The 13,744-nt window shown below is 54.0% G+C and carries 15 protein-coding genes and 1 tRNA gene; 4 read left to right on the top strand and 12 right to left on the bottom strand.

The features are described from left to right. Positions 1-522: hypothetical protein (locus ABJQ89_RS18205; RefSeq protein ID WP_348497573.1), on the bottom strand; the 522-nt coding region annotated here is incomplete at its 3' end. A gap of 88 nt (positions 523-610) precedes the next feature. Beyond that, positions 611-1,795: a glutamine-hydrolyzing carbamoyl-phosphate synthase small subunit gene (carA, locus tag ABJQ89_RS18200; RefSeq protein ID WP_348497572.1), complete on the bottom strand. Its 1,185-nt coding sequence runs from the start codon at positions 1,793-1,795 to the stop codon at positions 611-613. A 208-nt stretch (positions 1,796-2,003) separates the two neighbouring features. On the opposite strand from carA, the gene ABJQ89_RS18195 reads away from it, so the two are divergent. After that, entirely contained in the window at positions 2,004-2,462 is a 459-nt protein-coding gene (locus ABJQ89_RS18195) for a GatB/YqeY domain-containing protein (RefSeq protein WP_348497571.1), read from the top strand. Here the strand turns inward: ABJQ89_RS18195 and ABJQ89_RS18190 are convergent. The 5 genes from ABJQ89_RS18190 to ABJQ89_RS18170 form a co-directional block, all read right to left on the bottom strand. Beyond that, entirely contained in the window at positions 2,437-3,372 is a 936-nt protein-coding gene (locus tag ABJQ89_RS18190) for a glycosyltransferase family A protein (RefSeq protein ID WP_348497570.1), read from the bottom strand. The two genes, ABJQ89_RS18195 and ABJQ89_RS18190, sit on opposite strands and share 26 nt — an antisense overlap. Continuing rightward, positions 3,373-3,879 (bottom strand): DUF2244 domain-containing protein, encoded by a 507-nt coding sequence (locus tag ABJQ89_RS18185; protein WP_348497569.1) that lies wholly within the window; start codon positions 3,877-3,879, stop codon positions 3,373-3,375. Positions 3,880-3,973: 94 nt separating this feature from the next. Continuing rightward, positions 3,974-5,647: a cytochrome c oxidase subunit I gene (gene ctaD / locus ABJQ89_RS18180; protein WP_348497568.1), complete on the bottom strand. Its 1,674-nt coding sequence runs from the start codon at positions 5,645-5,647 to the stop codon at positions 3,974-3,976. Between the two features lie 232 nt (positions 5,648-5,879). Next, positions 5,880-6,530: a lipoyl(octanoyl) transferase LipB gene (gene lipB / locus ABJQ89_RS18175; protein WP_348497567.1), complete on the bottom strand. Its 651-nt coding sequence runs from the start codon at positions 6,528-6,530 to the stop codon at positions 5,880-5,882. A gap of 48 nt (positions 6,531-6,578) precedes the next feature. Continuing rightward, positions 6,579-7,355: a LytTR family DNA-binding domain-containing protein gene (locus tag ABJQ89_RS18170; RefSeq protein WP_348497566.1), complete on the bottom strand. Its 777-nt coding sequence runs from the start codon at positions 7,353-7,355 to the stop codon at positions 6,579-6,581. A gap of 100 nt (positions 7,356-7,455) precedes the next feature. Between ABJQ89_RS18170 and ABJQ89_RS18165 the strand changes: the two genes are divergently transcribed. Together ABJQ89_RS18165 and ABJQ89_RS18160 are read left to right on the top strand one after the other, a co-directional pair. Then, positions 7,456-7,941: a DUF2306 domain-containing protein gene (locus ABJQ89_RS18165; RefSeq protein WP_348497565.1), complete on the top strand. Its 486-nt coding sequence runs from the start codon at positions 7,456-7,458 to the stop codon at positions 7,939-7,941. A 105-nt stretch (positions 7,942-8,046) separates the two neighbouring features. Continuing rightward, positions 8,047-8,133, top strand: a tRNA-Leu gene (locus tag ABJQ89_RS18160). Positions 8,134-8,210: 77 nt separating this feature from the next. On the opposite strand, the gene ABJQ89_RS18155 is transcribed toward ABJQ89_RS18160, so the two are convergent. After that, positions 8,211-8,984 (bottom strand): SDR family NAD(P)-dependent oxidoreductase, encoded by a 774-nt coding sequence (locus ABJQ89_RS18155; protein ID WP_348497564.1) that lies wholly within the window; start codon positions 8,982-8,984, stop codon positions 8,211-8,213. Positions 8,985-9,180: 196 nt separating this feature from the next. After that, positions 9,181-9,819 carry a 2-hydroxychromene-2-carboxylate isomerase gene (locus ABJQ89_RS18150; RefSeq protein WP_348497563.1) on the bottom strand — a complete coding sequence of 213 codons (639 nt, stop codon included), beginning with the start codon at positions 9,817-9,819 and terminating at the stop codon, positions 9,181-9,183. Between the two features lie 170 nt (positions 9,820-9,989). On the opposite strand from ABJQ89_RS18150, the gene gcvH reads away from it, so the two are divergent. Then, positions 9,990-10,349, top strand: a complete 360-nt coding sequence (gene gcvH / locus ABJQ89_RS18145) for a glycine cleavage system protein GcvH (protein ID WP_348497562.1) — start codon at positions 9,990-9,992, stop codon at positions 10,347-10,349. Between the two features lie 44 nt (positions 10,350-10,393). Here the strand turns inward: gcvH and ABJQ89_RS18140 are convergent, their stop codons facing one another. From ABJQ89_RS18140 to ABJQ89_RS18130, 3 genes are all read right to left on the bottom strand, one after another. Continuing rightward, positions 10,394-12,190 (bottom strand): IlvD/Edd family dehydratase, encoded by a 1,797-nt coding sequence (locus ABJQ89_RS18140; protein ID WP_348497561.1) that lies wholly within the window; start codon positions 12,188-12,190, stop codon positions 10,394-10,396. 103 nt (positions 12,191-12,293) lie between these two features. After that, the gene (locus ABJQ89_RS18135; RefSeq protein ID WP_348497560.1) at positions 12,294-13,205 is read right to left on the bottom strand and encodes a GTP-binding protein; all 912 of its coding nucleotides are present in this window, start codon (positions 13,203-13,205) and stop codon (positions 12,294-12,296) included. Then, a partial coding sequence (locus ABJQ89_RS18130; protein WP_348497559.1) for an amidohydrolase family protein occupies positions 13,202-13,744 on the bottom strand: 543 nt, incomplete at its 5' end. The genes ABJQ89_RS18130 and ABJQ89_RS18135, both read right to left, overlap by 4 nt.

The following is a 13,744-nucleotide window of genomic DNA, read 5'->3' as shown; positions in this document are numbered from 1 at the left end:
GAGCTCTTCTGGAACCAAGTGTTCCGCGCGGTAGGTGAGATCTGCGAGACGGTTTTGGCAGAGCAATTTTTCAATCGTGTCGCGCTTGGCCAAAACCATCGACGCGGGTCGTAAATGCGCAGGCAAGAAGCGCTGAATGCTCTCGAAATTCTCAGGATCGCTGGTCGCGATGAGAACTTGGCCATTCGAGCGCGCCCATGGGATCGCCCCAATTTGCAATGCGCTGTGTGGATCAATGTCCTGCAAGAGAGACAGGTCAGGCGGAAACACGACTGGATCAACGAGGGGGACATCGTATTGGATGGCCAGAGTTTCCAGTAGTTGGTCTTCGCTGATCAAGTGGCGCGAACGCAGTAGATGCCCAAGGCGCGCATCGCTGAAACGTTGATCGCCAAGAGCTGCGAACAGTTCAGCTGCGCTAAGCAACCCACGTTCAATCAATAATCGACCAAGAGGGCGCCGAGCAGTTTGTGGTACTGGGAAATGATCCGGTTCACCCGGATACATTTTTGGCGCGTTCATAAAAAAAGGTCCGGTACTAAAATGTCCGGACCTTTTATGTAATAACCTAAGTTAACAGCGCGTTAACTTGGGCGATAGATATCAAAGTTTAAGCTTTTTGATCTGCCATGTTTTGCGCGAAACGCTCAAACAGGTAGTAGCTGTCTTGTGGGCCAGGGCTGGCTTCTGGGTGATGCTGCACAGAAAACACCGGACGCCCATCGAGACGGATACCACAGTTCGATCCATCAAAGAGCGACACATGGCTTTCCACAACGCCCGTCGGAAGCGATTGGCTGTCCACTGCAAAGCCGTGGTTCATTGAGGTGATTTCAACCTTGCCCGTATCTTTGTCTTTCACAGGGTGGTTGGCGCCGTGGTGGCCGTGGTTCATCTTGATCGTCTTTGCGCCAACGGCGAGTGCAAGCATTTGGTGACCAAGGCAGATGCCGAAAACAGGCAAGTCCTTTTGCGCCAAAACACCTTTGATCATTGGCACGGCATATTCACCCGTTGCCGCAGGATCGCCGGGGCCGTTTGATAGAAAAACGCCATCTGGATTGTGCGCGAGCACGTCTTCGGCCGTTGCCGTTGCAGGCAGTACAGTGACATCGCAACCCGCAGAGGCGAGGCACCGCAGGATATTGCGTTTTGCACCGAAATCGATGGCGACGACTTTATGCTTTGGGGCGTCCTGTGTCGGATAGCCATCTGGCCATGCCCAACGCATTTCATTCCATTTGTAGCTTTGTGAGCAGGTGACTTCCTTCGCGAGATCGAGACCTTCGAGACCTGCAAAGGCGCGGGCCTGTGCGATCAATGCATCGGTGTCGAAATTCCCTTCGGGATCATGCGCCAGCGCGGCATGTGGCGCACCCTGTTGGCGAATGGCACGTGTCAGGCGACGTGTATCGATGCCGCCAATCGCAATGCGGTTGCGCGAGGCGAGCCAATCACCCAGCTCTTGTGTGTTGCGCCAGTTCGACGCTTCGGTCGGGTTCCACTTCACAACCATGCCCTCAGCAACAGGGTCGGCAGTTTCATCGTCTTGGCTGTTGGTGCCGGTGTTTCCGATATGCGGGAAGGTAAACGTGACGATCTGGCCCGCATAGGAAGGGTCAGTCATGATTTCCTGATATCCGGTCATTGCCGTGTTAAAGCAAAGCTCGGCAACCGTCGTTCCGGTGGCTCCAAAGCCAGTGCCGTAAAACAATGTCCCGTCCGCAAGCGCGAGGCAGGCTGTTGGCTTCACTTTGGATGGCGATGTATCGAGTGTTTGAGCAGCAGTGGGCATGTGGCGGTTCCCCAATTTTTGGATGTGCGCGAAGCAGCAGCTAAATTTGCGCGAAACTATGTGCCAACCCGCGTAAGGTCAAGTAAAAGCCCAAAAACGAAATCGTTTTAAATCAGTGGGTTAAATATATTTCAATGACTTGCGTCGAAAGAGGGCTTTGGTTATGGTCCAAGGCTCTCACCAGCCAGGGGATGGGTTCGGAGTTATTATGCGAGATAAGATCAGCACAGCACTTAAACAAGCGATGCGCGATAAAGCAGCCGATCGGCTGTCGACGCTTCGTTTGATCAATGCCGCGATAAAAGATCGTGATATTGATGCGCGCTCAGAAGGGCGCGAAGAGGGCGTCGCCGAAGAGGAAGTCGTTGCAATCCTTAGTAAAATGGCGAAGCAACGCCTTGAAAGCGCGCGCGCTTACGAAGAAGGCGGGCGCATTGATCTTGCTGAACGCGAACGCTCTGAGATCAATGTGATCGAAGAATTCTTACCGCGACAGCTTTGCGATGATGAAGTCGCCAGTGCAGTGAATGATGCGATCAAAGAAGTGGGCGCAGAATCAATTCGCGACATGGGCAAGGTCATGGGCATCTTGAAATCCAAGTATACGGGTCAAATGGACTTTGGCTCTGTCGGACCTGTGGTTAAGAATCGCCTCTGCTCGGCTTGAGCAGAGTTTCAGCGCCAACAAAGCCTGATCTAATGGCCGCGAGCTGATCTTCATCAGTGATCGCAAAGCGTTCAACAAAGCGCTGTTTAAACCCGCCGCGCCCACGGCGGGTTTCAAAGTTTTCACCATGGTTAATGATATAAAGCGCGCGCGGCTCTGTGGTATCTTCAAGGGTATAACCCGCAAGTTCGGCCAGATAGGGATAGAGGCGATGTTCGTGCTCGGACAACGCCGTGAAAAAGCGTGCTTCCGCCTCTGGCGCTGATCCCACTGGCAGAACCATGCAACTGCCGCAGAATTTCCAGAATGGCTTTTGACCAAGCGCTGCGAGGCTGCGGTTTTGGGTTAATCCGATCCGCCCCGTGCCGGCGTTCAATATTAGTCCTGAACAGACCAGTAGACCGTTGCTGGGTGCTGTGTTCAAATCCTTGATCAGATCGCGATGCAACAGATCGTCGCCATCAAGGGGCATAAAGAAACCAGCCTTTGGATCATCGACAAGGCAGTGTTGTGTCAGCGCGTTCAGTTTGGCGACCTTGTCGTGCCCTTCGACGGGTGTATCAAAAGGAAGATGTGAAATGCGTGGATCGAGATCAATCGCCTTGGGCCGCGTTTGCGAGCAGATGACCGCGCGCCAATTCGGATCACTTTGAGCGATCAAAGCCTTCAGTGCGAGCGAAAGCGTCTCTTCGATCACGGACCAGTCGCTCACCTGATGCGCGCCAACGAGTGGAATTGCGAATGTTGTGGTCGGATTTATGGCCGTCTGTTTTGCATGTTTGCGCAACGCAAGCGCTGCGCTCTCAGCGGGGCTAAGAGGCAGCAGACCCAACAAACGGGCACCGCCAAAGCGCGCGAGTTTTGTAACAACGGCGCGGCGGAGTTTTGCGATTTGGGCCTGTTCATGCATTTAGGTGCTGCCTGCGTGTGTAAGGTGACGCGCAAAACACGATCTGAGTTCATCGTATAAAGCGATGCGTTCCTCTTCGCTTAAAAACGATCCGATTTCAACGTCACGTCCGCTGCCTTTAAGCGTGATGTAGTTGGGCACAGGCCCTTCAGTCGGGTGCAATGTGGTTTGAACCCAATAGGTGTTGCTTTCCCATACTTGGTCTTGGCCGCGAGGATTGAGGCGATGCAGTTTGGTATGTGCATCTGAAATGGTTAGGGTCTCTAGGATACGCCGGTCCGTGTAAGAACGATTAAGGGCATACCAGATGCCAAAGACAGCGATCAGCAAGAAGGGCAGGAGCGCCCACAGAAGTTTCGTGCCGAGCAGCCCGAAAAGCGGGAGAGAGATCATCGTAAAGGTCGCGAGGACAAAGGCTGCCATGCCGCGGGGTGGCAGCGATTGATGTGGCCAAAGCGTAAGGGTGCTGATGCTCTCTCTTTCTTCTTCTGACCATTGGTAGGGCATTGCAGTTCCTTGAGTGCGAAAAGTGATGTGCCAAAAAGAAAGCCCCGGCGGGATGCGCCGGGGCTTTTTAAACTTTCAGGTAAAGCCCCGAAGATTAATGTGCTGGGGTTTTGTCCCAATCTTCCTGCTTTGGAAGAATTTCGAACGTATGCTCAGGTGGTGGGGATGGCAAAGTCCATTCCAACGTATCTGCATATTCGTTCCATGGGTTGTTTTCGGTTACTTTTGCTCCGCGAAGCAATGTGTAAGCAATCACGCCAAAGAAGAAGACGAAAGATGCGAAGGAGAGGAATGCGCCCCAGCTTGAGACATAGTTCCAGTAAGCAAATGCTTCAGGGTAGTCGATGTAACGACGTGGCATACCCTGACGACCCAAGAAGTGCTGTGGGAAGAAGGTCACGTTTGCACCGATGAACATCGCCCAGAAGTGCAGCTTGCCTGCCCATTCAGGATACATACGGCCGGACATTTTCGGCAGGTAGAAGTAGATACCCGCGAAGATGGCGAAAACCGCACCAAGGCTCATCACGTAGTGGAAGTGCGCAACAACGTAGTAGGTGTCGTGGTATGCACGGTCCACAGCTGCTTGGGACAGAACGATGCCTGTCACGCCGCCAACGGTGAAGAGGAACAAGAAGCCGAATGCCCAGAGCATTGGTGTCTTGAACTCGATTGAGCCGCCCCACATCGTTGCGATCCAAGAGAAGACCTTAACACCTGTGGGAACCGCGATGACCATGGTTGCCAGCATGAAGTAGGACTGCTGTGTCAGGGACATACCAACCGTGTACATGTGGTGCGCCCACACGACAAAGCCCAGAGCACCAATCGCGATGATCGCCCAAACCATTGGCAGGTAGCCAAAGACTGGTTTGCGAGAGAATGTCGCGATGACGTGGCTGATGATGCCGAAGCCTGGAAGAATAATGATGTAAACTTCTGGGTGACCAAAGAACCAGAGAATGTGCTGGTAGAGGATCGGGTCGCCGCCGCCTGCTGGATCAAAGAAGGTCGTTCCGAAATTACGGTCTGTCAGCAACATGGTGATCGCGCCCGCCAGAACTGGCAAGGACAGAAGGATCAACCAAGATGTCACGAAGATGGACCATGAGAACAAAGGCACTTTGAAGAGCGTCATGCCTGGTGTGCGCATGTTCAGGAAGGTCGTGATCATGTTGATCGCGCCTAGGATCGAGCTGGCACCAGAGACGTGAACCGCGAAGATCGCAAGGTCCATGGACATACCACCCTCGTTCACGGAAAGCGGTGGGTAAAGAACCCAGCCAACACCAGAACCGAGTTGGTCGTTACCACCCGGCGCTAGAACGGAGCAAACCGCCAGCGTCGTACCAGCAACATACATCCAGTAGGACAGGTTGTTCATACGTGGGAACGCCATGTCAGGCGCGCCGATTTGCAGCGGCATGAAGTAGTTACCAAAGCCGCCGAAAAGCGCTGGGATCACGACGAAGAACATCATCAAGATGCCGTGGCCGGTGATCAAAACGTTCCAAAGGTGACCGTTTGGTGTACATTCGCTTGCTGCGTCTGCAAACATACGTGCGCCTTCAAGGCACATGTACTGAACGCCAGGTTCCATGAGTTCCAAACGCATGTAGACAGTGAAGGCAACAGAGATGAAGCCAACAAGCGCTGAAGTGATGAGGTATAGAATACCAATGTCTTTGTGGTTCGTGGACATGAACCAGCGGGTGAAAAAGCCGCGCTGATCTTCGTGTTCATGGCCGTGAATGGCTGCGTCTGCCATGCGTGCCTCCTGCTGATAAATTCTAAAGACGCAAAAAGGGTGTCTTGTTGCGCCTGTCATTCTCGACTGGTTCTAGTTCGCTTCCCCTGTCGCTTCAATGTCTGAGTTTGACGCAGTTCAACAAAAATTGTCGCACTTGAGGCCAGTTTCGGCATCGTAATAGCCGCAAAGACATGAAGTATTGGTGAACCTTAGCATATTTGGCCCAAGGGCGGGCATGATTCTGCGACGTTTAGTCTTGGAAGACCTGCTGGAAGCAACGTCGCAGTGCGACATCAAGATCGCCCATTTCAACCGGCAGGCCAAGATCGACTAGACTGGTGACGCCATGCTCGGTGATTCCGCAGGGCACAATGCCTGTGAAATGCTCAAGGTCGGGTTCCACGTTGATGGAAATGCCATGGAAGCTCACCCATTTGCGCAAACGGATCCCAATCGCCGCGATCTTGTCCTCGGCCTCGGTCCCATCTGCTTGAAGCGGTTTGTCTGGGCGCGTGACCCAAACACCTACGCGGCCCTCTCGGATTTCACCTGTGATGTTGAATTCAGCAAGCGTTGCGATCACCCAATGCTCTAAATCTTTGACAAAAGCGCGCACATCGCGGCCGCGTTTGCCCACATCGAGCATGACATAGGCGACGCGCTGGCCCGGCCCGTGATAGGTGTATTGTCCGCCACGTTTTGATGTGTGCACGGGGAAGCGATCAGGATCGGTGAGATCTTCGATATTCGCAGATGTGCCCGCAGTATAAAGTGGGGGATGCTCTAAGAGCCAGACCAATTCATCGGCCTTTCCAGCTGCAATCTGTTCCGCGCGCGCTTCCATTTGCGCGACTGCGTCATCGTAATCAACAAGACCGTCTGAGATTTTCCATTCTACCATAAGGGCGGGGTACTATGGGCTGTGGTTGCGCGCAATTCTTTCTTGCCATTAACGCGGCAGCAGAGCGCGTTCTTTGAGAAGTTTGATATTGCTGCGGCTCGCAGGGAGGTCGCGCCCGTCAGACAGGGTCAGGATCGCACGATCGCCGTCTCGTTTGACGGACGTGATGTGCTGAACAGCGACCCAATGGGAGCGGTGAATTTGGATGCCATCTATCGGGCTTGTCTCGCGGATCGCGTCCGACAAGCGCATGAGCACCAAAGATGTGCCTTTGTTCGTCGTCACTTCGACGTAGTGATCTTGCACGGACAGCGAAATGATGGCGCCGCGTTTTTCTAAATCCAACCGATCTAGCAAAGGCGGCAGTTTTACTTCTGCGGCGACGACGCTGTCCGCGCTGTCGGGAATATATTGCAAGACCAATGCAATGACGGCCGCCGTGGCTGTAACCGAAAGAACCAGAGCTGGCAGTTTGCTTATCTCAATGGGCGTTTGGCCAAAAGCGATCCAGTTGAAGAGCACGACAAAGATTGTAATTGCGATTGCTGCCACGAGAGCGACGAGGGCTTTCATCGCCCAGTCCGGTTTCCGCTCGCGCAGGGTTTCCGCCATGAAGGCAGAGACTATAACGCCAATGGCGAATGTGGCAGGCGCTGTCACAGCCCAATAAGCCACGCGCGCTCCGAATCCCATGCTTTCCAAAGTGCCAAAGGGTCCCGATATCCCGAGCAGGAAAACGAGAGCGATCAGAACCATTCGTGTGATCGGGCTGGAGAATAACCGTCGCACTTCACGAAGCGCGTGTTGCGAGGGGGCGTTGGTCACGTAGTTTCTCCGCAGTTCGACGCAATGCCTGCTGACGCAAGTCATTCATAACTTCAAGAGAGTTTACGAAATTTCTAACGCATATAAAAGGAACTCTCACATGGATATCTCGCTGCTCTTTAGTGTCCCTCTCGCAACGCAATGTCATGTTGTTGCGGCGATCTTCTCGGTGGCGCTTACGCCTGTGATGTTGCTGCGTCGCAAGGGGGACAAGCTTCACAAAATTTCGGGCCGTATCTGGGTTTTCGCGATGGCGTTTACAGCGCTGAGCTCTTTTGCGATCAACGATATTCGTCTGGTAGGGCCGTTTAGTCCGATTCATCTTTTATCGCTGCTGACGCTACATTCACTGTTTGCAGCCATTCGGTCCGCACGGGCAGGGCGGATCACCGAGCATAAGAAAAATATCTTTGGTGCGATGGCAGGACTTTATGGTGCGGGTCTGTTTACCTTGTTGCCGGGGCGGTTGATGTCGCAGGTGCTGTTTCCGGGAATCGAAATGCAGGGATTTATTGGCGCTCTTGTTGCGGCAGGCGTTTCCATCGTCATCTGGCGCGCGAATTTTCGGCGTGCGGTCTCAGGGTGAAAATAAGGGTATTTTGAATCTCTTTTACGGTTTTCGAAAAAGCTGTGCGAATTGCTCTTGGCATCGCAAAAAGGCTCGTCTATACGCGCCTCACTTGTTGGTTTCGCGATCGTGGCGGAATTGGTAGACGCGCAGCGTTGAGGTCGCTGTGAGGTAACACTCGTGAGGGTTCGAGTCCCTCCGATCGCACCAACAAGTGTATTCCATTTCATGTCGCCCCAAAGGGCAAAGTCAGGCCATCGCGTTGTGACGACGGCCTGTTTGTGCGTTTAGCGCGGCGCCATGCGGATCGCGCCATCCAGACGAATGACCTCGCCGTTGAGCATCGGGTTGTCCACGATGCTGCACACCAATTTGCCAAATTCGGCTGGCTGGCCAAGGCGGGACGGGAACGGAACCTGCGCGCCGAGTGAGGTTTGTACATCCTCTGGCAGCCCTTCGAGCAATGGCGTGAGGAACAAGCCCGGAGCAATGGCGCAAACGCGCACGCCTTTGTCCGCAAGATCACGGGCCATTGGCAATGTCATGCCCACGATCCCGCCTTTGGACGCGGAATAGGCAACCTGTCCGATTTGCCCATCAAAGGCTGCGACAGAAGCGGTGTTGATAATCACGCCGCGTGCGCCGTCTGGGGCGAAGGGATCAGCGGCAACCATACGCGCGGCCGCTTGGCTTGCGCAGATGAAGGAGCCAATCAGGTTGACGTTGATTGTTTTTGTGAACGCGCCAATGTCGTGTGGTTCACCGCGGCTCACGGTTTTGCTCGCAGGTGCGATGCCTGCGCAATTGACCAAGACACGCGGTGCACCCAGCTCTGCTTGTACCTTGTCCAAGCCAGCGGCGACGCTCGCAGGGTCAGATACATCGACGTGACAGAATAAACCTTCCAGCTCCGTCGCAAGGGCCGTGCCCATGTCATCGCTGAGATCAAACAAAGCGACCTTCAGTCCTGCCTGTGTCAGTGCTTTTGCTGTCGCAGCCCCAAGGCCCGACGCGCCGCCAGTGACAATTGCAGCTGCACCAGCCCAATCTTTCAAATCCATATCTTTCTCCCAAAGTTTTGGTGTTGTTAACAGCCTAAGCGCGCCTGTCCATATGGGCGCAGCGCTCTTGTGCTGTTTTAGAAGGTCTCATGCGAGAATTCTGTAAACTGAACCGCTCGTCTATGCAGGAAATGTTTCAACAATATTGCGGCGGTGTTTTGGTGGTTTGTCCGGCTTTGCATGCCGCGCTAACAGGTCAATCTACAGCAGGGTTCGACCAACTCGTGGCTGGGAAGGGGTGTTTCAGGGCGTGTTCTACCAGTTCTAAATGGTCCTGCCCGTAAAACGGATCACCGTCGACGATATAGGTCGGTGAGCCAAAAACACTCTGCGCTAAGGCCCAATCTGAGTTTTCTTTGAGCTTAGTTTGGGTGGCTTGCGATTGGGCCTGCGCCAACAACGTCTGTCCATCATGGCCCAATCGGTTGGCCAAATCGACAAGCGTTCCCGCATTGGAAAGATCCGCGTCATCGCGCCAATGTGCCTCTAAAATGGCATGCGCCATTTCGTCGGTGTGTGCACCATTATCACCCAAAGCAATGATCATTCCGGACGCGAGGCTGTAGTCTGCATCGTGGTAAGTTGGACGAAAATTGATGACAGGAACGCCGCGAAACGCGGCCCATCTTTCGATTTCACGACCGAAGAAATAATCCACATGGGCTTGCGTGCGCGCGCGAAACGGCAGGCTGCCTTGGGCTTCAACTACGGGCGACAAAAGCACCGGCTTATGAACCAATGTGACATCATGCTGCGCACAAAGCTCAGACAGCTTGGCTGAACCGAGATATGCAAACGCGGAGTGGGCGGAATAGACGTATTCAATCACAGACATAAAGGCATCATGCGCGATAAGGAGCAGAGAGCAATATCTGCTTGGACCTTTAACCACGATTTCGAATGATATGTTGAGTTTGGTGTGCTTGACGATGCTCTGTCTTGACATACCATCGCATTTTGCGGCTTAGGCATATGTAACAACACAATCAGCCAGTGGAGAATGATGTGAAGTATACCGAAGAGCATTTATGGCTACGTGAAGAAGACGATGGTGTGGTCATCGGGCTCACCGAACATGTGATTGAAGAGTTGGGCGAGCTGAGCTTTGTCGAACTTCCAGAGGTCGGCACGACTGTGACAAAAGACGAAGAAATCATCGTCATTGAAGCCTCTGATGCATCTTCGGACATTCTGTCGCCGATTGATGGCGAAATCGTCGAAGTGAATGAAGCGCTTGTTGATAACCCATCATTGGCCAATGAAGATGCGATTGGCGCGGGATGGTTTCTCAAGATCGAAGCCTCTGATGAAACGCAGCTCGATGAATTTATGGAAGAAGCGACCTACAGCAAATATATCGCGTAGCAGGTCGCTTAAGGAGGCCCGCTCCCGTAAAGGAGCGGAGCCTTTCAGTGGTTGTCGCGCGGCAAGCCCTTGCGCGAGATATCTTGATATTGATCGGCGCCGCGCAATGTCATGCCCTTATCAAGCGGCTCGACCAATTCACGGAAATACTGCTGCCAAGGCGATTGGCTCTCAGGGAACGGGTAGCCGCCCTTGGCGATCAGGGCCTCGCGGCGCGCGGCATAGTCCGCTTCGCTGATCAGGATATTCGCACTGAAATCGTTCAAATCGATGCGAATTGTATCACCGGTTTGTAGGATCGCGAGACCACCGTTGTCTGGCGCTTCGGGCGCAGCGTTCAAAATTGATGGCGATCCTGACGTGCCGGATTGGCGACCGTCACCGATGCACGGCAGCGCTTCGACGCCTGCTTTCAGCAGATAGTCAGGCGCGCGCATGTTCACGACTTCGGCTGCGCCGGGATACCCTTTTGGACCCGCGCCGCGCATCACGAGAATGCAGTTCTCATCAATCTTTTCCGCGGGATCATCGATGCGGTGGTGATAGTCCTCTGGCCCGTCAAACACGACGGCACGTCCTTCAAAGGCATTCAAATCGTCAGGATTGCTGAGATAGCTTTCGCGGAACGCAGGGCTGATCACAGAGGTCTTCATAATCGCGCTGTCAAAGAGATTGCCCTTGAGATTGATAAAGCCTGCCTCGTCCTTGAGCGGCGCAGCGACGGGTAAAATCACATCATCGTTGCTGGACGGGCGTAAGGCGCAGTTGTCGGCCATGCTCTTCCCGTTTGCGGTGATCGCGTCGGGGTGGGGCAGCAAGCCATCAGCAAGCAAGGCGCTTACAACAGAAGGCACGCCGCCAGCGCGGTGGAAATCTTCACCGAGGTATTTACCAGCAGGCTGAAGGTTCACGAGCAACGGGATTTTGTGGCCATGTGTTTGCCAATCATCGTTGTTCAAAGGAACGCCCAAGTGACGCGCAATCGCGTTCAAATGGATCGGCGCGTTGGTCGAGCCGCCAATGGCAGAGTTGATAACGATCGCGTTTTCAAAGGCTTCACGCGTCATGATGTCGGAGGGGCGTAGATCGTCCCAAACCATATCTACAATGCGCTGGCCCGTGTGATAGCTGATTTGCCCACGTTCACGGTAAGGCGCTGGAATGGCTGCTGATCCTGGCAATTGCATGCCAAGCGCTTCAGCGAGCGAGTTCATCGTCGTAGCGGTGCCCATCGTGTTGCAATAGCCAACAGAAGGCGCAGATGCTGCGGCGATGTCCATGAACTTGTCTTCATCGATTTCACCAGATGCGAGCAACTCACGCGCTTTCCAGATCACTGTGCCTGAACCTGCGCGCTCGCCTTCCCACCAACCGTTCAGCATTGGACCTACGGATAAGGCAATCGCGGGGATGTTAACTGTTGCAGCTGCCATCAACAGGGCAGGGGTCGTCTTGTCACAACCAATCGTCAAAACAACGCCATCGACAGGATAGCCATAAAGCGTTTCAACAAGACTGAGATAGGCCAGGTTCCGATCAAGCGAGGCTGTCGGGCGTTTGCCGGTTTCCTGAATAGGATGAACCGGAATTTCCAGCGGAACACCGCCAGCGGCAATAATGCCGTCGCGCACACGCTTGGCCAGTTCAACATGGTGGCGGTTGCAAGGTGATAGATCGCTACCGGTTTGCGCAATCGCGATGATTGGCTTGTTGGACTGTAGCTCTTCACGCGTCAGGCCGTAATTCAAATAGCGTTCGAGATAGAGCGCCGTCATTTCCCTGTTCTCTGGATTGTTAAACCACTTACGGGAACGGAGGTCTTCTGGCTGCATTTTACTCATAGCTCGTATCCTAGAATGTCGGGGGTCTCGGATAGGGTTTGTACATGTGGCTTAGGATTTGTCGAGCCTGAAGTGTTAGCGCCCAACATTCAGGGCGCTGGGTTCAAATCCCCGCTTCGGCGTTCTCGTCTTCGATTGATTTCAAATAGGTCTTTGAAATCGCCCCTTTGAACCCGAGGCATACGATGCCAAGGGCTTTGTCATCTGGCGCATCGGTGACATTCCAGCGGTTACCGACGACCTGTATCAACTTGACGTCACCGCTCACTGAAGGGGCAAACCCTTTCGCCCTGATCAAACCCGCTTGCTCGCTCGCGAGGCTTTCAGCAAAGGCATCGATATCACGAGGATGCTTTGTCTGGAGGGTCATCATTTCTAGATTGGTGGCTTCGTGGTGCGGGCGCGATTGGGTCGTTTGCGCCAAATAGCTATCCAGCAAAATTTCAGAAGGGACCGCGCCGTGGATGGCTCGCACAAGGCCAACGCCCCGATTTTGCGCATCCAGCCAGTTTTCAGTTTGCGTCAGCTTCGCATCGGCGACTAAATCGGTTTTGTTCAGAACGACGATATTGGCATCCGCCAATTGGCGCAGCACTGTATCGCCCATGTATTTGTCGCGCGCGCTTTGCTCTATGGTTTCTGCATCGGCGAGAATGATAATGCCGTCCATGCGATAGTCATCCAGCAGCGAAACTGTGCCAGCTATCGCGCTGGGAATAGCAACCCCTGACGCTTCGATCAGCAGATGATCGGGCGGCGGCGTCATCTTTGCCATGTCCATCAGCGCGCCCGTGAGGTCACTGCCAAAAGAGCAGCAGACGCAGCCGCCGGCGATGGAAATGATGTCGTCGTCTTCTGCTTCGATCAGGTCTTCATCAATGGCGAGTTCGCCAAATTCATTGACCAAAACCGCGAGCCTAACGCCATTGGCGTTTCTGAGCAGATGGTTCACGAGGGTCGTTTTGCCAGCGCCCAAGTACCCGCCGATGATTGTAACCGGAAGAGGGGATGTCACAGGTCAGCCGCCGCGAAAATGCGCCCCCCTTGGACGGTGCCCCAGACGCGCACGTCCTTGAGTTTATCTGCACCGATCTCGGTTGGATCATCTTCGAGTACGGCGAAATCCGCCTTTTTGCCGACTTCGATTGAGCCGATTTCGTCGTCCATATGCAGCGTATAAGCCGCGCCGATGGTGATGGCATAAAGGGCTGCATCCACGTCTATCTTTTCATATTCACCTTGCGTGCGCCCTGATGCCGTGATGCGGTTCACAGCGCTCCACGCGGTGAAAAATGGGCCAAGCGGCGTAACAGGGGCGTCCGAATGGATTGCCATCGGAACGCCCGTTTCCAGCGCCGTGCGGCAGGCATTCATGCGCAGCGCGCGTTCTGGACCAACCGTAAGGCGATAGTGCTCATCGCCCCAATAATAGTGATGGTTCGCAAAGAGGTTCACGCACATATCCAGCTCTTTCATGCGTCGGAACTGCGCGGCATCCGCCAATTGGCAGTGCTGAAGCGTAAAACGATGGTTCGGGCTTGGTGCGTCTTTGAG

The organism is Planktotalea sp. (genome assembly GCF_039984035.1).
GTDB lineage: Bacteria > Pseudomonadota > Alphaproteobacteria > Rhodobacterales > Rhodobacteraceae > Planktotalea.
Note: the sequence above shows the minus strand (reverse complement) of the source record. Positions and strands in the feature narration are given on the sequence as shown.